General features: G+C 63.2%; 19 protein-coding genes. 6 read left to right on the top strand and 13 right to left on the bottom strand.

The features are described from left to right. Nucleotides 1-143 precede the first annotated feature (143 nt). Nucleotides 144-1,976: a translational GTPase TypA gene (gene typA / locus HJO_RS08165; RefSeq protein ID WP_035616157.1), complete on the bottom strand. Its 1,833-nt coding sequence runs from the start codon at nucleotides 1,974-1,976 to the stop codon at nucleotides 144-146. A gap of 132 nt (nucleotides 1,977-2,108) precedes the next feature. On the opposite strand from typA, the gene HJO_RS08160 reads away from it, so the two are divergent. Continuing rightward, nucleotides 2,109-3,086 (top strand): glycoside hydrolase family 43 protein, encoded by a 978-nt coding sequence (locus HJO_RS08160; RefSeq protein WP_035615879.1) that lies wholly within the window; start codon nucleotides 2,109-2,111, stop codon nucleotides 3,084-3,086. A gap of 59 nt (nucleotides 3,087-3,145) precedes the next feature. Further along, nucleotides 3,146-4,063 (top strand): NAD(+) diphosphatase, encoded by a 918-nt coding sequence (gene nudC, locus HJO_RS08155; RefSeq protein WP_051618429.1) that lies wholly within the window; start codon nucleotides 3,146-3,148, stop codon nucleotides 4,061-4,063. 73 nt (nucleotides 4,064-4,136) lie between these two features. On the opposite strand, the gene HJO_RS18610 is transcribed toward nudC, so the two are convergent. The 4 genes from HJO_RS18610 to HJO_RS08135 form a co-directional block, all read right to left on the bottom strand. Beyond that, the gene (locus HJO_RS18610; protein WP_051618409.1) at nucleotides 4,137-4,460 is read right to left on the bottom strand and encodes a hypothetical protein; all 324 of its coding nucleotides are present in this window, start codon (nucleotides 4,458-4,460) and stop codon (nucleotides 4,137-4,139) included. 136 nt (nucleotides 4,461-4,596) lie between these two features. After that, nucleotides 4,597-5,109, bottom strand: coding sequence for a porin family protein (locus HJO_RS08145; RefSeq protein WP_051618408.1), 513 nt, complete (start codon nucleotides 5,107-5,109; stop codon nucleotides 4,597-4,599). Nucleotides 5,110-5,336: 227 nt separating this feature from the next. Then, nucleotides 5,337-5,795: a YHS domain-containing (seleno)protein gene (locus HJO_RS08140; RefSeq protein ID WP_035615877.1), complete on the bottom strand. Its 459-nt coding sequence runs from the start codon at nucleotides 5,793-5,795 to the stop codon at nucleotides 5,337-5,339. 346 nt (nucleotides 5,796-6,141) lie between these two features. Next, a complete protein-coding gene (locus HJO_RS08135) occupies nucleotides 6,142-6,720 on the bottom strand; it encodes a carboxymuconolactone decarboxylase family protein (RefSeq protein ID WP_035615875.1) in 579 nt (192 codons plus the stop codon). A 138-nt stretch (nucleotides 6,721-6,858) separates the two neighbouring features. On the opposite strand from HJO_RS08135, the gene HJO_RS08130 reads away from it, so the two are divergent. Beyond that, the gene (locus tag HJO_RS08130) at nucleotides 6,859-7,752 is read left to right on the top strand and encodes a LysR family transcriptional regulator (RefSeq protein ID WP_035615872.1); all 894 of its coding nucleotides are present in this window, start codon (nucleotides 6,859-6,861) and stop codon (nucleotides 7,750-7,752) included. Here HJO_RS08130 and HJO_RS08125 read toward each other — a convergent pair. Then, nucleotides 7,749-8,585 (bottom strand): prephenate dehydratase, encoded by an 837-nt coding sequence (locus HJO_RS08125; RefSeq protein ID WP_035615870.1) that lies wholly within the window; start codon nucleotides 8,583-8,585, stop codon nucleotides 7,749-7,751. The two genes, HJO_RS08130 and HJO_RS08125, sit on opposite strands and share 4 nt — an antisense overlap. 156 nt (nucleotides 8,586-8,741) lie before the next feature. On the opposite strand from HJO_RS08125, the gene HJO_RS18815 reads away from it, so the two are divergent. After that, the gene (locus HJO_RS18815) at nucleotides 8,742-9,551 is read left to right on the top strand and encodes a c-type cytochrome (RefSeq protein ID WP_035615868.1); all 810 of its coding nucleotides are present in this window, start codon (nucleotides 8,742-8,744) and stop codon (nucleotides 9,549-9,551) included. Here the strand turns inward: HJO_RS18815 and HJO_RS08115 are convergent. Continuing rightward, nucleotides 9,548-10,402, bottom strand: coding sequence for a C40 family peptidase (locus HJO_RS08115; protein ID WP_035615866.1), 855 nt, complete (start codon nucleotides 10,400-10,402; stop codon nucleotides 9,548-9,550). The genes HJO_RS18815 and HJO_RS08115 overlap by 4 nt on opposite strands. A 30-nt stretch (nucleotides 10,403-10,432) precedes the next feature. Then, a complete protein-coding gene (locus HJO_RS08110) occupies nucleotides 10,433-10,822 on the bottom strand; it encodes a MarR family transcriptional regulator (RefSeq protein ID WP_035615864.1) in 390 nt (129 codons plus the stop codon). Nucleotides 10,823-10,949: 127 nt separating this feature from the next. Here HJO_RS08110 and HJO_RS08105 point away from each other — a divergent pair, with 127 nt between their 5' ends. Together HJO_RS08105 and HJO_RS08100 are read left to right on the top strand one after the other, a co-directional pair. Continuing rightward, complete coding sequence (locus HJO_RS08105; RefSeq protein WP_035615862.1) at nucleotides 10,950-11,435, top strand: Fur family transcriptional regulator; 486 nt, start codon at nucleotides 10,950-10,952, stop codon at nucleotides 11,433-11,435. After that, nucleotides 11,432-12,355: a thioesterase family protein gene (locus HJO_RS08100; RefSeq protein WP_084141766.1), complete on the top strand. Its 924-nt coding sequence runs from the start codon at nucleotides 11,432-11,434 to the stop codon at nucleotides 12,353-12,355. Before HJO_RS08105 ends, HJO_RS08100 begins: the two co-directional genes overlap by 4 nt. Here HJO_RS08100 and HJO_RS08095 read toward each other — a convergent pair. The 5 genes from HJO_RS08095 to HJO_RS08075 are packed head-to-tail and all read right to left on the bottom strand — an operon-like array spanning nucleotide 12,352 to nucleotide 17,040. Continuing rightward, nucleotides 12,352-13,548 (bottom strand): amino acid aminotransferase, encoded by a 1,197-nt coding sequence (locus HJO_RS08095; RefSeq protein ID WP_035615858.1) that lies wholly within the window; start codon nucleotides 13,546-13,548, stop codon nucleotides 12,352-12,354. The genes HJO_RS08100 and HJO_RS08095 overlap by 4 nt on opposite strands. Next, on the bottom strand, nucleotides 13,549-14,178 hold the full coding sequence (locus HJO_RS08090) for a CoA transferase subunit B (protein WP_035615856.1): 630 nt from the start codon (nucleotides 14,176-14,178) through the stop codon (nucleotides 13,549-13,551). Beyond that, nucleotides 14,178-14,885 (bottom strand): CoA transferase subunit A, encoded by a 708-nt coding sequence (locus tag HJO_RS08085; RefSeq protein WP_035615854.1) that lies wholly within the window; start codon nucleotides 14,883-14,885, stop codon nucleotides 14,178-14,180. Before HJO_RS08085 ends, HJO_RS08090 begins: the two co-directional genes overlap by 1 nt. Further along, nucleotides 14,885-15,895 (bottom strand): fumarylacetoacetate hydrolase family protein, encoded by a 1,011-nt coding sequence (locus HJO_RS08080; RefSeq protein ID WP_035615852.1) that lies wholly within the window; start codon nucleotides 15,893-15,895, stop codon nucleotides 14,885-14,887. Before HJO_RS08080 ends, HJO_RS08085 begins: the two co-directional genes overlap by 1 nt. Beyond that, entirely contained in the window at nucleotides 15,892-17,040 is a 1,149-nt protein-coding gene (locus tag HJO_RS08075) for an FG-GAP repeat domain-containing protein (protein ID WP_156945499.1), read from the bottom strand. The genes HJO_RS08080 and HJO_RS08075 overlap by 4 nt, the downstream gene beginning before the upstream one ends. Nucleotides 17,041-17,062 lie beyond the last annotated feature (22 nt).

Raw genomic sequence — 17,062 nt, 5'->3', positions numbered from 1 at the left:
GCCAGCGCGGTTCCCGGCAGGATGCGCGGGCACAAGGAAGCGCCGGCGACGGCACCCGGCGCCCCTGCCCCCATGTGCAAAGGCCTCCCGGAATTCCGGGAGGCCTTGATGGCATTCGCAGGACTGGACGGGCCGTCGCGGCCCTAGTGGTCTGCGTTGGACTTGGCGCGACGCTTGCGCTCGTGCGGGTCGAGATAGATCTTGCGCATGCGGATATTGGTCGGGGTGACCTCGACCAGTTCGTCGTCGGCGATATAGGCCAGCGACTTTTCCAGCGTCATCTGGAGCGGCGGCGTGAGGCGGACAGCCTCGTCCGTGCCCGAGGCGCGCATGTTGGTCAGCTTCTTGCCCTTGAGGACGTTCACTTCGAGATCATTGTCGCGATTGTGCTCGCCGATGATCATGCCGGCATAGACCTTGTCGCCGGGATGGATGACCATCGGGCCACGGTCTTCCAGGTTCCACAGCGCGAAGGCGACAGCCTCGCCCTGCTCCATGGCGATCAGCACGCCCGTGTGACGGCCCTGGATGCGGCCCTTGTGGGGCGCATATTCATGGAACACGCGGTTCATGATGGCCGTGCCGCGCGTGTCGGAGAGAAGCTCGCCCTGATAGCCGATGAGACCACGGGTCGGCGCGTGGAACACCATCCGCGTGCGACCGACGCCCGAGGGACGCATGTCGAGCATGTCGGCTTTGCGCTCGGACAGTTTCTGCACGACGATGCCGGAATGCTCGTCGTCGACGTCGATGGTGACTTCCTCGATCGGCTCGAGCTTTTCGCCGTTGGGGCCTTCCTGCATGACGACCTGCGGACGCGAGACGCCGAGCTCGAAGCCTTCGCGGCGCATGGTCTCGATGAGGACGGCGAGCTGGAGTTCGCCGCGGCCTGACACGGTGAAGGCTTCGGCATCCGTGGCGCGGTCGACCTTGAGGGCGACGTTGCCTTCGGCTTCCTTCAGCAGGCGGGCCCAGATGATGCGTGAAGTGACCTTGGTGCCCTCGGTGCCGGCGAGCGGCGAGTCGTTGACGCGGAACGTCATCGAGATGGTTGGCGGGTCAATCGCCTGGGCTTCGATCGGGGTGGTCACGGACGGGTCGCAGAACGTGTCGGCGACGTTCGCCTTGGTCATGCCGGCGAGCGAGACGATGTCGCCTGCCACGCCTTCGTCGACGGGCACGCGCTCAAGGCCGCGAAACGCGAGCACCTTGGAGATGCGGCCCTGCTCGACCAGCGAACCGTCGCGGGCGAGAACCTTGACCGTCTGGTTCGGCTTGACCGTGCCGGACGTGATGCGCCCGGTCAGGATGCGCCCGAGGAAGGGGTCTGCGCTGATCGTGGTGGCGAGGAGGCGGAACGGGCCTTCTTCGACCTTCGGGGTCGGGACATGGTCGACAACCATCTGGAACAGGGCGTTCATGTCGGTGGTCGGGTTTTCGTATTCGGTGTTCATCCAGCCCTGCTTGGCCGAGCCGTAGAGGATCGGGAAGTCGAGCTGCTCGTCGGAGGCATCAAGATTGGCGAAGAGGTCGAAGACTTCATTGATGACTTCGTCGGGGCGACGCTCGGGCTTGTCGATCTTGTTGACGGCCACGATCGGGCGCAGGCCGACCTTGAGCGCCTTGGAGACCACGAACTTGGTCTGCGGCATCGGGCCTTCGGAGGCGTCGACGAGCACGATGGCGCCATCAACCATTTGCAGGATGCGTTCGACCTCGCCACCGAAGTCGGCGTGGCCGGGCGTGTCGACGATATTGATGCGGTAGCCGTTCCATTCGACCGACGTCGTCTTGGCGAGGATGGTGATGCCGCGCTCGCGTTCGATATCGTTGGAATCCATCGCGCGTTCGACGGTTTTCTCGTTCTCGCGATACGTACCAGACTGTTTCAGTAGCTCGTCGACCAACGTTGTCTTGCCGTGGTCGACGTGAGCGATGATCGCGATATTGCGCATTTTCTCGATGGATTGGGACATAAAGCGGGCTTTCGGGAGGCTGGATTTGTTGCGGCGCACATACACGGGCGCGCGTGGATTGGCTATGCCTAGTTGTCAGGGGACCCGGACCCGCCAATTTGCGCCTGTATCGGCGCCTCGCAAGGAGACTTCATGCCTGTTTCCCGCATCACCGCCGCACTCACCGCCCTGATCCTGCTTGCAGCCTGCGCCAGCCGACCGGGCGCGGACGAGTCGGCCTATGTCTTTTCATCCTTCCGCGGCGACGGCGAAACAGGCCTGCACCTAGCCTGGAGCCGGGACGGGCTGACCTGGACCGCACTGCGCGATGACGCCGCGTTCATGGCGCCTGAACTGGGCGGGAAGCTGATGCGTGACCCGTGCATCATCAGGGGGCCGGACGGGCTGTTTCACATGGTGTGGACGACCGGCTGGTGGGAAAACAATATCGGCATCGCGCATTCGTCCGACCTCGTGACGTGGACCGGCCAGGCCATGCTGCCGGTCATGGCGCACGTACCGGATGTGATGAACAGCTGGGCGCCGGAGATATTCTACGATCATGCGGCGGGCGAGTACGTGATCTTCTGGGCATCGGCCATTCCGGACACGTTCCCGGACACCGCCGACCGGGGCGACATCCGCTCGACGGTCGGCAAGGCACTCAACCACAGGATCTATGCGGTGACGACGAAGGACTTCCAGACCTATTCCGACACCGCCCTCTTTTATGATGGCGGCTTTGTCTCGATCGACGCCTCCCTGCTGGAGGATGATGGCCGGTATGTGATGTTCATCAAGGACGAGACCAAGCGGCCGGAGCCGGAGAAGAATATCCGCATGGCGTTCGCCGCCCACGCGCAGGGCCCATACGGGCCGGCCTCGGCGCCGATTTCTCCGGACGGGGTCTGGGTGGAGGGGCCGACCGCGGTGAAGATAGGCGGACAGGTCCATGTCTATTTCGATGCCTACATGGAGCACCGGATGCGGGCGATGCGATCAGCCGACCTGGAGACATGGGAAGACATCACGGACCTGGTTTCGTTCCCGGCCGGAACGCGCCACGGCAGCGTCCTGGAAGTGACGCAGCGTGAACTCGCCGCACTTCTCGCATCCCCCTCGCCGCGATAATTGCAAACGCCCGCCCACCATGCGAGGCAGGATCCCTGCGAAACCAGGTAACGATGCTCATGACCAACTCGAACGACATGCCGCTTGCGGCCAAACCCCTAGACCGCGCCGCCCACCGGCGCACGGACGAAGCCTGGCTGGAACAGGCCGTGCAGGACGACACAGTGCTGATCTTCTTCATGCGTGCGGGCGAGCCGCTGGTGGAGAAGGGTCGCGGGCTGGTCTGGATGGGCCCGGAAGCCTTGAAAGTATCCCCCGGATCGCCGCGCATCTTCCTGGGTGAGGACAAGACCGGCGCGCCGGTCTTCGCGCTGAACCTGCCGGAAAAGTTCGACCTCGACGGGTCGCTGATCGCGGGCGTTGGCGAGTTCGGCGAATTCCGGTCGAGCGTGGCCGCCCTCGGCGAGATGGAAGCCAACCTGGTCGCCACCGCGCGCAGCCTGTTCCTGTGGCATGCCAGCCACGGCTACTGCGCCAAATGCGGCGGCAGGGTGGGCGTGGTCGATGCCGGATGGAAGAGCCAGTGCACGCAATGCGGCGCCGAGCACTTTCCCCGCACGGACCCGGTGGCGATCATGCTGGCGGTGAAGGACGGCAAGTGCCTGGTCGGGCGCCAGGCGATGTGGCCGGCCGGCTTCATGTCGTGCCTCGCGGGGTTCTGCGAACCGGGTGAATCGATCGAGCAGGCCGCCGCGCGCGAACTGTTCGAGGAGGCAGGCATAAAATGCGATCCGGCGAGCGCCGAATATGTCGCCTGCCAGCCCTGGCCGTTCCCTTCCTCGCTCATGGTGGGACTGATTCTCGAAGCGCAAAACGAGGACATTTCGCTCGATGACAAGGAGCTCGATGAAGCAAGATGGATCACCCGCGCCGAAGCACGCGAAATTCTTTCTGGCACGCATCCGGAAATTTTTTGCCCGCCTCCGGTCGCAATTGCCCATCATATATTGAAGACTTGGGCTCTTCGGGACGATTAACCGTATACTGACTACCCGCCATCGCTCGCCTGTCAGGTGAAAATCAAGAGTTGATTTCCCGCGAATCACAATATTATTCAATCGCCACTGACAGGAGATCGGAAATGGCAATTGCGAAGAAACCTGCTGCCAAAAAACCGGCAGCTAAGAAACCAGCCGCAAAACCGGCAGCTAAGAAACCAGCTGCCAAACCGGCAACCAAGACTGCAACGAAAACCGCTGCGAAAAAGCCCGCTGCCAAGAAGCCGGTTGTCAAAAAACCTGCTGCCAAAGCCGCTGCAAAGCCAGCCGTGAAAAAAGCTGCTGCGAAACCAGCCGCCAAGAAGCCAGCTGCAAAGAAGCCGGCCGCCAAAAAGAAGTAAGTCTGCGGACGATAATTCGAGAAACGGGCGAGCATGACTCGCCCGTTTTTTTATGTTGAATCAACACATTACCCCAAAAACACAAACCCCCGCACCCTGCTGGGCACGGGGGCTGTCCCCTGGACGGATCAGATCAGGAACTGGCCGTCCGACGGGGCTGACCGGGCAGGCCTAGAACTTCAGGACGTAGGCAACGTCGATCACATCGACCGAGTCGTCATAGTCGAGATAGGTGTAGCCCAGGCGGATACCCTGTTTGGGGGTGAAGTAGTAATCACCGCCAATACCGATGGCTGCTGCGTCGTCGTCTGCCGACACGTTGACACCAGCCGCCTTGGCCGAGATCTCGGTGCTGACATAGCCGACGCGACCGAACACGTCAGCCTTTTCGGAAAACGGGATCCGGCCGACGGCGTACACGCCGTAGGAGCTGTCCAGCTCAACCTTCGTGTTGATACCGGCAATCGTGGTGGACTCATCGGCAACGCCGATGGCCGCTTCGAGTTCGGCACCAAGGAACTGGTTGAAGTTGTAGCCTCCACGCAATTGGACAGCGCCGAGGTCGGCGTCGTCCGCGCTATAGTTGCCATAGCCGATCGTGCCGTAGAATCCGGTGTCCTGCGCGAAGGCAGGCGCAGCCGCGAAAGCAACGAGGCTGATAGCCGTGGTGAGTGCAAGTTTCATGGGAGGAAGTCCTTTTGTTATCCCGTCTCCGGGAACCGGGAATCTAGTGACGATTTCGGCCAAGTTGAGTGAATTGGTTGTAATGTTTGTCGACGGAGCAAATGTGTTGCCGGCGCGCAACGCAATGCTTTTAGATGCTTGATTTTGCAAAATTTATTCCAAATACCACCTTTCGTTCGAACGGCGGGTCTTGTTCATTTATCGTTCAGATGTGTGGCGGAACTGCCTTATTCAGCCAGCGCGGACCAGGCCGCATCCGCCCTGGCAACAAAGCCGGGAATGTCCGCATTCCACTTGTCCTGGATCGACCGGTTATAGTTCAGGTAAAGCTTGCCATCGACGATCTTCCAGTAGCGCGCATCACCCTTGGCGTACTTGCCGTCGGCCATGGCCCAGGCGCAGTAGCCGCCATATTGCGGCGCGTACATTTCCGGGTCGGCGATGAAGGCGTCGCGGTTTGCGGCGCTGGCAAACCTGAAGGTTGCGCCCTTGTACTCGGTTGTGAACGCGTCAGAGCCCTTGAGCGGGGCGCCGTCAGTGAAATAGGCGACCGGGTCATGGCCCTGGAGCGCCGTGCTGGAGAACCTGCCGGTATAGATGGGCGGCTCGGCGGCGGCGGCCGGCGGATAGGCCACGGCCGGAACCGTGGCCAGGGCGGCAGCAAGGAGAAGTGGGCGGAGTTTCATGATCGGTCTCGTTCATGTGGGATGAGAAGTGGCCGCCGGGGCTGGGACGGGGCTGAGGTGGAAGGGGAGACCTCAGACTTGAGCCCCGGCGGCAATGCGAAATCTCAGACGGGGTGGGGCTGAGGTTCCACAAGGGGGGAATGGGTGGTGTCGGGAAGGACGGCCGACATGATCAGGGAGAAGCCGTGCGGCCCGTTGGCCTTAACCTTGTCAAACATGCGTGCTTCCCTTTCTGGTATGCGCCCCTTGTCCCACGGACCGGCCATCGCGGACAAAGCAAACGCCCGTGATCGGGGCCCACGATTTCGTGACCATGTGGCAGGAAGGGCGTGAACGGATCACGGCTTCAGGCCTGGCAATCGCCGGACCGCCGGGCGCGCGGCGTCCATGCGAACGGCTTGTACGCCTTGTTGAGGGGCGTTTCGGCGACGTGGTTGGTGTAGTTCGAAATCACTTTCAGCGAGACGCCAAGGATGACGCCGAGCACGGCCGGCCGGTCCCAGCCGGCCCGGATGAACCGTTCGACATCGGTGTCGGACACGAAGCCGCGCTGGATGACCACGAGGCGCGTGAACTGGCGCAGCGCCTCAAGCCGGGCATCCGCCACGGGCCGGCTTTCGCGGACAGCCTCGATGACGCTCATGTCGAGCCCTTCCTCGCTGGCGGCAGCTGTCTGTGCCGCAACGCAGAAATGGCAGGCATTCTCCACGCTCGCCGCGATCAGCACGACCTGGCGTTCGAGCGGGGTGAAGCCCGCGCTCTCGAATATCCGTGACAGGCTGAGATAGGCCTCCAGCGCCGCCGGGTTGGCCGCCAGGATGCCGTAGAGGTTCGGGATGTCGCCGTTCGCCTCGCGCTCGCGCTGAAGGGCGTCGCGGGCCGCAGGGGGGGCAGCATGCTCGTCAAGGATCGGGAATTCACTCATGGTGCACACTTTCGGGTCAATCGGTGTCGGCCGGAAGCATTTCTGGCCTGCTGTGAAGGAACCTAGGCGCTTTTCCCCTTCGCAGAACGCAGACAGACCCCATATGCTTCATTCGAAATCTGCATAGGAGGCCCTGGGGTGGACCGGATTGATGCCATGCGCCTGTTTATCCGCGTTGCGGATGCAGGCAGCTTTTCAAAGGCCGCGAATGATCTCGGGCTGGGCCAGCCCACCGTTTCGCGGCGCATCCAGGACCTGGAAGCCAGCCTGGATGCGACATTGTTCATGCGCACGACGCGCTCGCTGAGCCTGACCGAGGCAGGCGAGCGTTTCTACAAACGCGCCGCCGACATCCTCGTCGAGTTCGACGATGCCGAAGCCGAAGCGCGGGGACTGGACCATGAACCGGTCGGCCTGTTGCGGATCTCTTGCGTGTCCTCGATGGCGCGGCTGGTTATCGGGCCGCGCATTTCGAGCTTCATGAAACTGCACCCGCATGTCCGCGTCGATGTGCTGACGGATGATACCTATACCGACCTCGTCGGTGAGGGCGTCGACCTGGCGGTGCGGATCGGTTCGCTGACTGATTCCAGCCTGATGGCGAAGAAGGTGGCCGAAGCGCCACGCGCACTCTGGGCCTCGCCTGAATATCTCGCAGCGCGCGGAACGCCGCAGCACCCGAACGACCTGGCCTCGCACGACGCGGTGATGTTCCGTCAGATCACGCAGACGGAATGGACCCTGACGCGCAATGACGAGACGGTGAACGTGAAGGTCGACGGACGGTTCAAGGCATCCTCGGGTGACCTGCTGCTGCAGGCCGCGCAGAACGGGCTCGGCCTGTTCCTGTCAGCAAGCTGGCTCGTCTCCGACTGCATCAATGATGGCAGCCTTGTCCGTGTCCTGCCGGAATGGACGGCAGCGCCGAGCCCGATCTATTTCGTCTGGGCATCGGGCAAGCTGCGCGGCAAGGCCAAGCTGTTCGCCGACCATGTCGCCGAGGCGCTGAAATCCTACGAGGACCCCTGTTAGGACTCGCGCTGCGAACTTGACGGGAAGACGCCGAGAATCTTCAGCGACTGGGAGAAGAAGCCGAGCTCCTCGAGCGCATTCTGGACCGGGCGCTCGTCGGGATGGCCCTCGATTTCCGCATAGAACTGGGTTGCCGTGAACGACCCGCCGATCTGATAGCTTTCGAGCTTGGTCATGTTGACGCCATTGGTGGCGAAACCGCCCATGACCTTGAACAAGGCAGCCGGGATGTTGCGTACTTCGAACAGGAACGCCGTCTTGGCCGGCCCCTGCCCGGCTTCGACATCAGTGGCCTCGCGCGCCATGATGACGAAGCGGGTGGTGTTGTGGGCCGCGTCCTCGATATCCTCGGCCAGGATGTTCAGGCCGTAGACGCCTGCCGCCAGCCGGGGCGCGATGGCCGCCGTCGACAGGTCTCCGCTCTCGGCCACTTCGCGGGCCGCGCCGGCCGTGTCGGCCGCCGTCACAGGCTCGATCTGGTGGGCCTTCAGGAAGTTGCGGCACTGGCCGAGCCCCATGATGTGCGAGCGGGCCCGGCGGATCCCGTCCAGTGTGGCGCCCGGAAGGGCCATCAGCTGGAAGCGGATCGGCAGGTAGTGCTCGCCGACAATCTGCAGCTTCGTCGTTGGCAGCAGGTAGTGAATGTCCCCGACCCGGCCGGCAATCGTGTTTTCGACCGGAATCATGGCGAGATCGGCATCGCCCTTTTCGACGGCGGTGAAGCAATCCTCGAATGTCCGGCAGGCAAGCGGCGTATAGTCTGGATAGGCCTCATTACAGGCGATATGCGAATTTGCCCCGGGTTCCCCCTGATAAGCGATGTTCCTGGCCATTCGGCGTCCTTCTCTTCCGGTCCAGCATGCGTCGGATCGCCGCGACGAAAGGGGAAGCGCCCGTTCCTCACAGCCTTTATGTTGTCTGCACCCCGTTAGCGTGCCAAAAGGCGCGCGCCAAGACACATGACCAGACAGATTCGAAGGAATGCCCCCATGGGAGAACTCGGTGCCAACAAGATCCTCGGCGCACTGTTAGCCACCGCACTCGGCCTTCTGGGCCTGCATCAGCTTTCAGGCATCGTGTTCAGCCAGGGTGGCGGTGAAGGCCACCACGGCGAAGAGCACGCTGAAGCGACCTCGATGAGCGAACAGATGTGCGCCAAATTTGCGTACTGTGTTGAAGTCGCCGACGGCGGTGGTGGCGGTGCTGAAGTCGTTGAAGACGTGTTCGACCTCGGCGCGGCGCTTGCCAGCGCAGACGCTTCGAAAGGCGAACGCACATTCAAGGCCCAGTGCACGACGTGCCACAATATCACGGATGGCGGCGCCAATGGCACCGGCCCGAACCTGCACGGGGTGATCGGCGCACCGAAGGCTGCGCACCCGGGATTCACCTATTCCGCGGCCCTTCCTGCGGTTGGCGGCAACTGGACCTATGAAGACATGGATCACTGGCTGACCAATCCGGGCGCGTTCGCACGCGGCACGTCGATGTCGTTTGCCGGCCTGCGCCGCGATTCTGATCGCGTGAACGTCATTGCCTACCTGGCAGCGAATTCCCCGAACGCACCGGCCTTCCCGGCGCCGATGGCGGCGGCTGATGAAGCGGCTGCGCCAGCTGAAGGTGAAGCTGTTGAAGGCGAATCAGCGGCCCCGGCCGAGGGTGAAGCGGTGCCTGCAGACGGCGCTGCGCCCGCTGAAGACGCGCAACCGGTGGTCACCGAGGGCGAAGCACCAGCCGACGCTGCCGAGGCCCCTGACGCGCCTGCAGAGGCAGCCCCAGCCGAAGAGTCGCACGACTAGGCGACCGGTTCGGCCATCCAGTCCGGCACACGGCCGGCAAGTTTCCCGATATCAATGCGCCGGGCCCCAACGGGCTCGGCGTAATAGGTTTTGATCCGCGTGATCGCGTCTTCCAGCGGCTCGCGCGCCACGGCCATGTGCCAGGCATTGGCGTGCAGCAGGTGGTGGGTGTCGGTCATGATGCCCGCATGCCCCTTCCAGAAGAGGATATCGCCGCGTTTCAGCGCGCCGGACACTTTCCAGTCGACAATCTCGTCGCCGGCCCAGGCCAGCTGCATGTCGCTGTCGCGCGGCAGGAGGACGCCGGCAGCTTCGAACGCCTGCTGCGTCAGCCCCGTGCAGTCGAGGCCAAGGCTGTCGCGCCCGCCCCACAGGTAGGGCGTGTGGAGGTAGCGCTCTGCGGTGGTGACAGGATCGGGTTCCATGGTGCCCAGAGGCGCCAGGTGGCGCGTGTGGACCCATCCGGCGTGTTCGCACTGCACATAGTCGCCTTGCGTACCGGACGCCGTCACGTGGGCGCCCAGGGACAGCACGGTCTGCGGGGGTGATTTCAGGTCGGGCGCCGAATAGGCGTGCGTCCGCAGCGTCCTGACCTTGTGAGTCGGCGCATGCACCGGCTGGGAGAGCGACGCCATCGGGACCCAGCCGACATAGTGGTCGCGCCGGCAGCGGGCGAGGCCGAACGCGCCGTCTTGGGCGAATATGTCCAGGATTTCGCCGTGCAGGGCCTGGGTCGCCAGGCGCGCATCCGGCGCTGGCGTCTCGAATACCGGCGCCATACCGGCGCTGACCTGCCAGGCAGCGCCCTCCCCCGGAGGGAGAGCCAGTCTGGGATCGGAATAGTCGGGCATTGTATCAGCCAGCCTGGACAGCGTTTCGGATCAGGCAACCGCGCTTGATGATTTTCCGGTGCGCGGCGCCAGCGTGTCTTCATCCTTGCCCGAAGCTGCGGCGAGAACAAGGCCGGCAAAGGTGCGCAAATACGACATTCCGGCCGACGTGCGCTCGATGAAGATGTTGCGCAGGTCGTTGTCATCCTTCACCCGGCGGACGAAATCGAGGCGGGACAGCGTGTCCAGCGCCCGCGTGACGGCAGGCTTGGCAATGTCGAGATGGTCGGCCAGGCCGCGCACGGTATGTGGCCCCGGGGTCAACGCAATGGTCATCAGGATGGCTTGCTGGCGGGCCGTCAGGTCAGGGGCATCCGAGCGCACGGATGCCGTAACTGCCCGGCGCCAGAGCTCCAGTCCACCGCGTTCCGACAATTCCATCTACACATCCTCTCGATTCGCCTCAGAAACGAATCTCAGGTGATTTGCCCGGGCCGTCTAGGCCCTGAAGGACCCTGCCAGACACTTACCCCTTCACATCAGGCCCAAAACACCCGACATTGCGTACATGGCTAGCCAACCCTCATCTGCGCACGTTCACGCCAACACGCCCTGCAGCCCGCAGGATGTGGACACGTTCCTGAACGATGCCGAAGCCCTGGTCATGCGCCGCGGCGCCCGGATGACGCGTATCCGCCGCAAGGTGCTGCGCCTCCTGCTGGAAAGTGCCGAACCAGCCAAGGCCTACGACCTGCTTGCGAATCTTGACGGCGAGGGCTCTGCAAAGCCACCGACAGTCTACCGCGCGCTCGATTTCCTCCAGGAATCGGGCCTGGCGCACAAGATCGAAAGCCTCAACGCCTATGTTGCCTGCGGCCATGCGAGCCACAGCCACTCTGCCGTGTTCCTGATCTGCGACAGCTGCGGCGGCGCCGAGGAACTGCACGCGGTGTCGACCAGCCAGGCCCTCAAGGTCGAAACCGCCGCAGCCGGATTCAACATGACGCGCGCTGTCATCGAAGTGCGCGGCACCTGCCGGGATTGTGCTGCGTGATCACTCTCTGGCGAGGCAGTTGCAACCAATGGGATTGCGACGAGATGGGGCACATGAATGTGCGCCTTTATGTCGAGAAGCAGATGGAGGGGCTCGCGGCCTTCAGCCATGCGCTGGCGATGCCCTACGCGTTCCAGGAGAATGCGCCGTCAACGCTGGTGCCGGTCGACCAGCACGTGCGCTTCATCCGCGAAGTGCTGCCGGGACGCCCCCTGACCATGCAGGGCTGTGTTGTCAGCATCGGCGAGAGCGATGCCGTGATCTACCAGGAACTGCGCCACAGCGACGGCTTGCTGTCAGCCGCCTTCCTGACCCGCGTGGCCCATATCGACACCAAGGCGCGCGAGACTTTCGGGTGGAGCCGCCGCGCCCGTGCTGCCCTTGAGGCGCATATCGATACACCACCGGCAGAAGCTGCGCCGCGCTCGTTTGATCCGGACGCGCCGACCCTGGCAACCGCCGCTATCGGGATCGAACAGGCCCGCGACCTTGGCATGCCGCTGATCGGCAAGGGCGCTGTGCCGCAGCACCATCTCGACATGCATGGCCGCATGGCCCCGCCCTGGATCATCGGGCGCATTTCCGACAGCGTGCCGAACCTGTTGTTCGACTGGCGCAACCGCGTTGCGGGTGCGGACAAAGGCCGGCGGATGGGCGCAGCCGTGCTGGAAAACCGCCTGCGCTACCATCGCTGGCCCAAGGCGGGTGACCTGTTCGAGATCTACACGTCGCTTGGCGGCACGGCCGAGAAGACGCATTCGCTGGTGCACTGGATGATGGACCCGGCTACCGGCAAGCCATGGGCGACAAGCCAGGTCGTCGCGATCACGCTGGACCTCGAAAAGCGCAAGGCCATGCCGACCCCGCCGGACATGCTGGCTGAACTTGAAACACTCGCGCCGCGGGGCCTGAGCCTCTAGAGATATTCCGCCATGATTTCGGCGATGCGCGGAATGTCGGTCTGACGCAGGCCCGCAATGTTGATGCGGCCGGATGCCGGCAGGTACAGGCCGTGTGTCTCGCGCATGTCTTTCGTCGCTTCCGGCGTGACCGGGATCTGGCTGAACATGCCGTTCTGATCAGCAAGCGCCGCCAGACGGTTCGACCCGGTCTTTGCGACGAGCGCGTCAGCCAGTGCCTTGCGCAGGCCGATCATGCGGTCGCGCATCCCGGTCAGTTCAGCTTCCCATTCCGCGCGCAAAGCCGGGTCGCCCAGGATGGTGGCGACGATCGCCGCGCCATGGGCAGGCGGCATGGAATAGCTGGTGCGGGAAATGTCTGCGACGTGGGTCATCACGGCTTCGGCGGCCCGCTTCGTATAGGCCTGGCCGAGGAAGCAGCCTGTCCGCTCGCGGTAGAGGCCGAAATTCTTCGAGCAGGAATAGGAGACCATCGAGTCTTCGGCGATCTTGAGGAACAGCCGCGCGCCTTCCATGTCGGTCTCGAGGCCACCGGCGAAACCGTGATAGGCAATGTCGAGCATCGGGATGACGCCGCGCTCGACAGTGAGCATGGCCAGGTCGATCCACTGCTGGACGCTGAGGTCGATGCCGGTCGGATTGTGGCACGGGCCCTGGATGATGATGCCGTCACCGCGCTTTGTCCGCGACAGGCTGGCCATCAGGCTTTCGAAATCGACCGTGCCGGTTTCAGGGTTGGCATAATCATATTCGGCGATCGCCAGACCGGTATTCTTCACAAGGTTCGAATGGTTCGGCCAGGTCGGCCGGCTGAGCCAGACGGTCTTGACGCCAAGCCGCTTCATCAGGCCGACGCCGAGATAGAGCGCGCCGCAACCGCCGGGCGTGGTCATCGAAATGAGCCGGCCTTTCTCGATCAGGTGCGAGCTGTCACCGAACACGAACCGCTCGATGGCGGCGCAGAAATCCGGATTGCCGCGCGGGCCTTCATACACTTTGGTGGTTTGCTGTTCGAGAATGACGGCTTCGGCCTTTGCGACCGCCGACATGATCGGCGTGTGGCCTGAATCATCCTTGTAGACGCCGACGCCAAGGTCGAACTTTTCGGCACGGGTGTCTTCGCGATAGGCGGTCATGAGACCGAGAAGCGAGTCCGAAGGAAGCGCGTTGAGGGATTCGAATGCGGGGTTCATTTATTCAACCAGGGTTGCTTCGGTTTTCGCCCTTACTTCATCCATCGTGACGCCGGGCGCAAGTTCGATGACCTTGAGGCCGCCGGGGACAACGTCCATCACGCAGAGATCGGTGATGATGCGGTCAACGACATTCTTGCCGGTCAGCGGCAGGGAGCATGCCTTCAGGACCTTGGTTTCGCCCTTCTTGTTGGCGTGATCCATCACGACAACGATGCGCTGGACACCGGCAACCAGGTCCATCGCCCCGCCCATGCCCTTGACCAGCTTGCCGGGGATCATCCAGTTGGCGAGATCGCCATTCTCGGCCACTTCCATCGCGCCGAGGATGGCGAGGTTGATATGGCCGCCGCGGATCATCGCGAAGCTGGTGGCGCTGTCGAAGAAGCTGGTCCGGTTCAGCGTGGTGATCGTCTGCTTGCCGGCATTGATGAGGTCCGGGTCTTCCTCGCCCTCGTAAGGGAACGGGCCCATGCCGAGCATGCCGTTTTCCGACTGCAGCGTCACGTCGACGCCTTCCGGAATGTGGTTTGCCACCATGGTGGGAATGCCGATGCCGAGGTTCACATAGTAACCGTCATGCAGTTCCTGCGCGGCGCGGGCCGCCATTTCATCGCGTGTCCAGGGCATCAGATGCTCTCCCGCTTGCGTGTGGTGCGTTGTTCGATGCGCTTCTCGAAGCTGCCTTTGAGGATGCGTTGCACGAATATGCCCGGCAGGTGGATTTCATCCGGGTCGAGATCGCCGGTGGGGACGATTTCCTCCACTTCGGCAATCGTGACCTTGCCGGCCATCGCCATCGGCGGATTGAAGTTGCGGGCCGTCTTGTTGAAGATCAGGTTGCCCTGGGTGTCGGCCTTCTCGGCCTTCACGAGCGAGACGTCGGCAACGAGACCGGTTTCGAGAATGTAGGTCTCGCCATTGAACTCGCGGTGTTCCTTGCCATCGGCGATGATCGTGCCGACGCCGGTCTTGGTATAGAAGCCGGGAATGCCCGCGCCCCCTGCCCGGCAGCGTTCGGCCAGCGTGCCTTGCGGATTGAATTCCAGCTCGAGTTCGCCGGAAAGGTACTGGCGTTCGAATTCCTTGTTCTCGCCGACATAGGACGAGATCATCTTCCGGATCTGGCGCGTTTCGAGCAGCAGGCCGAGGCCGAAGCCATCGACACCGGCATTGTTGGAAATCGCCGTAATGCCCTTCACGCCGCTGTCGCGCAGGGCCGCGATCAGGTTTTCCGGGATACCGCAGAGGCCGAAGCCGCCACACATGACGGTCATGCCGTCGAATGTGAGACCGTCCAGCGCCTCGCTCGCGTTGTTGTAGACCTTGCTTGCCATCAGGCCGATGTCACCTTTTGCTCAATTGCACCGAAAATCGAATGGCCTTCGCCATCCAGCATCTCAATTCGTACCACATCTCCCGGAGACATGAAGGGGGTCTCAGGCGCATTTTTCAACAATTGTTGAATCATGCGGATTTCGGCAATGCAGGAATAGCCGCGACCGCCTTCGCTGACCGGTTTTCCGGGGCCGCCATCCTCGCCCTTGTTGGAGACCGTGCCCGATCCGATGACCGTACCGGCGCTGAGCGGGCGGGTCTTGGCGGCGTGGGACACAAGCCGCGCGAGGCTGAACGTGGCGTCCTGTCCGGCTTCGGCGCGGCCGAAGGGCTTGCCGTTATAATCGATGCGCAGCGGCAGGTGGACGAGGCTGTCTTTCCAGGCCGTGCCGAGTTCGTCGGGCGTCACGGCGACCGGGCTGAACGCACTGGGCGGTTTCGACTGGAAGAAGCCGAAGCCCTTGGCAAGTTCGCCCGGGATCAGGCCGCGCAGGGAGACGTCATTGCACAGGAGGACGAGCTTGATATGGCCGGCAGCGTCCTTCTCGGACACACCGGCGGGCACGTCATCGGTGATGACGGCGATCTCGCCTTCCATGTCACAGCCCCAGGCGACATCGGCGAGGGGGATGTCATCGCGCGGGCCAAGGAAGGCATCGGAGCCGCCCTGGTACATCAGCGGGTCATCATAGAAGCTTTCCGGCACTTCGGCGCCGCGCGCTTTGCGGACGAGTTCGACGTGGTTGATATAGGCCGAGCCGTCAGCCCATTGATAGGCACGCGGCAGCGGGCTTTCGCAGTCATGCTCATGGAAGCGGAAGGTCGGCACCGAGCCGATCTCGACCTGGTCGGCGAGCTGCTGCAGCCGGGGCGCGCAGTCGGCCCAGTCGTCGAGTGCGGCCTGCAAGGTGGGCACGATGCGCGCGGCGTCGGTGCATTTTGTCAGGTCCTTGGAAACGACGACGAGGCGGCCATCTCGGGCGCCATTCTTCAGTGTGGCGAGTTTCATTCAGTATCTCCGCTGCGTTTCAGGAAAAAGAGGGTGTTGGAGGCGTCCGAATTGGCAAAGCCGATATCCGGCAGGTCGTCGCCATTCAGGTCGCCCACGGCGAGATCGTAAGTGTCGCTGTCGCCCGGCAACAGGGTCCGCTGCGGCGGGCCTTCAATGTTCATCACAACCGCGTTCGGGCCTTCATTGGCGAAGATGGCATCCGGGCGCCCATCGGCGTTGAGATCAGCGACACGCACGCCCTGTGATACCTCGTCCTCCGGGCCGATCGGTGTTGAGCGGGTGAACTTGCCACCATCGTTGAGGAACACACGGTTCGCGCCGGACAGGATAGCGGTGACAAGATCCAGGTCTCCGTCGCCATCCCAGTCGGCCAGCGCCACGGAACGGGACTCCCACTCTGCGTCGCCGACGAGATCCGGGGCGGCGTAACCGTCGCCATTGCTGAGGAAGACCGCAAGCGTCGCCTCGCCGCGCAGGGCCAGCACCGTGTCGACCTCGCCGTCACCGTTCAGGTCACCAAGGGTCACTCCAACGGCCGGCAGGTCTGACAGCGGAACCGTTCTGGCGTCCGGCCCGAGCGGCCCGAGGGCGAGGAAGGACCCGCCCCTGCGGTCTGCAATGACCAGGTCGGTCGCACCGTCATTGTTGATGTCCGCCGTCGCACAGCCGCGTGCCGCGCCGGCCTCGCCAATCTCGCCAGCGTCAGCAAGGCGGCCTGCGCCGTCATTGCGGAATACGGCGACGGGCAGCCAGTCACGCGGCACCAGCAAGTCCATGTCGCCATCCTTGTCGATATCCGCCGGGCACCCGCCATAGCCGGTGGTGCGCCATTCGCCGATTTCGGCCGCCATCGGGAAATGGCCCTTGCCATCATTGAGCAGCAACATGTCCGCAACCGGCCAGTGGCGCCCGTTTACCGCGGCAATATCGAGATCACCATCGCCATCGAAATCCGCAAAACTGATTCCGGCGGTGAAATCATCCTCGCCGCCGAACCAGTTGAACTCCTCGATATGTGTCAGGCTTTCCGTGTCTGTCAGCGGGATCACCAGCCTGTCAGCATAGGCATGGGGGGATGCGAATGCGGCGAGCAGGACCGATGCGACCCAGGCAGTGCCATGTTTCAGCGTGACGCGTTTCATGTCTTCGTCCTTACTGGATTTC

The sequence above is a fragment of the Hyphomonas johnsonii MHS-2 genome, assembly GCF_000685275.1.
Classification (GTDB): domain Bacteria; phylum Pseudomonadota; class Alphaproteobacteria; order Caulobacterales; family Hyphomonadaceae; genus Hyphomonas; species Hyphomonas johnsonii.
This window is presented reverse-complemented; position numbering and strand designations above follow the sequence as displayed.

Excerpts from the sequence above, each read along its gene's own strand:
- typA (WP_035616157.1), bottom strand. The coding sequence starts at position 1,976 with ATGTCCCAATCCATCGAGAAAATGCGCAATATCGCGATCATCGCTCAC.
- HJO_RS08160 (WP_035615879.1), top strand. The coding sequence starts at position 2,109 with ATGCCTGTTTCCCGCATCACCGCCGCACTCACCGCCCTGATCCTGCTT.
- nudC (WP_051618429.1), top strand. The coding sequence starts at position 3,146 with ATGACCAACTCGAACGACATGCCGCTTGCGGCCAAACCCCTAGACCGC.
- HJO_RS18610 (WP_051618409.1), bottom strand. The coding sequence starts at position 4,460 with ATGCTCGCCCGTTTCTCGAATTATCGTCCGCAGACTTACTTCTTTTTG.
- HJO_RS08145 (WP_051618408.1), bottom strand. The coding sequence starts at position 5,109 with ATGAAACTTGCACTCACCACGGCTATCAGCCTCGTTGCTTTCGCGGCT.
- HJO_RS08140 (WP_035615877.1), bottom strand. The coding sequence starts at position 5,795 with ATGAAACTCCGCCCACTTCTCCTTGCTGCCGCCCTGGCCACGGTTCCG.
- HJO_RS08135 (WP_035615875.1), bottom strand. The coding sequence starts at position 6,720 with ATGAGTGAATTCCCGATCCTTGACGAGCATGCTGCCCCCCCTGCGGCC.
- HJO_RS08125 (WP_035615870.1), bottom strand. The coding sequence starts at position 8,585 with ATGGCCAGGAACATCGCTTATCAGGGGGAACCCGGGGCAAATTCGCAT.
- HJO_RS18815 (WP_035615868.1), top strand. The coding sequence starts at position 8,742 with ATGGGAGAACTCGGTGCCAACAAGATCCTCGGCGCACTGTTAGCCACC.
- HJO_RS08115 (WP_035615866.1), bottom strand. The coding sequence starts at position 10,402 with ATGCCCGACTATTCCGATCCCAGACTGGCTCTCCCTCCGGGGGAGGGC.
- HJO_RS08110 (WP_035615864.1), bottom strand. The coding sequence starts at position 10,822 with ATGGAATTGTCGGAACGCGGTGGACTGGAGCTCTGGCGCCGGGCAGTT.
- HJO_RS08105 (WP_035615862.1), top strand. The coding sequence starts at position 10,950 with ATGGCTAGCCAACCCTCATCTGCGCACGTTCACGCCAACACGCCCTGC.
- HJO_RS08095 (WP_035615858.1), bottom strand. The coding sequence starts at position 13,548 with ATGAACCCCGCATTCGAATCCCTCAACGCGCTTCCTTCGGACTCGCTT.
- HJO_RS08090 (WP_035615856.1), bottom strand. The coding sequence starts at position 14,178 with ATGCCCTGGACACGCGATGAAATGGCGGCCCGCGCCGCGCAGGAACTG.
- HJO_RS08085 (WP_035615854.1), bottom strand. The coding sequence starts at position 14,885 with ATGGCAAGCAAGGTCTACAACAACGCGAGCGAGGCGCTGGACGGTCTC.
- HJO_RS08080 (WP_035615852.1), bottom strand. The coding sequence starts at position 15,895 with ATGAAACTCGCCACACTGAAGAATGGCGCCCGAGATGGCCGCCTCGTC.
- HJO_RS08075 (WP_156945499.1), bottom strand. The coding sequence starts at position 17,040 with ATGAAACGCGTCACGCTGAAACATGGCACTGCCTGGGTCGCATCGGTC.